1 protein-coding gene is annotated in these 417 nt (G+C 62.4%); it reads left to right on the top strand.

All coding sequences use genetic code 11. The annotated features are described in order from the left end of the window. On the top strand, positions 1–417 hold a 417-nt coding region (locus tag AB4Y92_RS26070; RefSeq protein WP_441822258.1), incomplete at both ends, for a hypothetical protein.

The following is a 417-nucleotide window of genomic DNA, read 5'->3' on the forward strand; positions in this document are numbered from 1 at the left end:
AGCTCCCTCTCCGTCTACTATGACGAAGTCGCCCTGGAAGGTCTGCGACTCGCAGCCAGCGACGCGGCACGCGGCGTCCTTGATGCAACACGGCAGACACGGATCCTCGAAACGGTGCGTGAAGTCGTCGATGACCTCGCCGACCATGATGACCGCAATCCTGCAGTCGGAGAAATGACCAACGACCCCGAGGCAGAAGCAGCGATCGCTGAAACCGACGAGGCCGAAGGTTCAGCCGACCTGCCGATTCTGGCACCGGAAAACCTGGGTGAGGCTTTCCGAGGTGAGGACCGGGTGGTTTGCGTCGCCGCGCAGTCGGAGCTCGATGAAGCTGCTGCCCTGATGCTGACGCAGATCCTCGGCAAGCATGGGCTCACTGCCCGCGTGCTGCCTGCAGACACGCTCTCGACGAATAAC

It is taken from the genome of Lysobacter sp. TAB13 (assembly GCF_052113885.1).
Classification (GTDB): Bacteria; Pseudomonadota; Gammaproteobacteria; order Xanthomonadales; family Xanthomonadaceae; genus Lysobacter; species Lysobacter gummosus.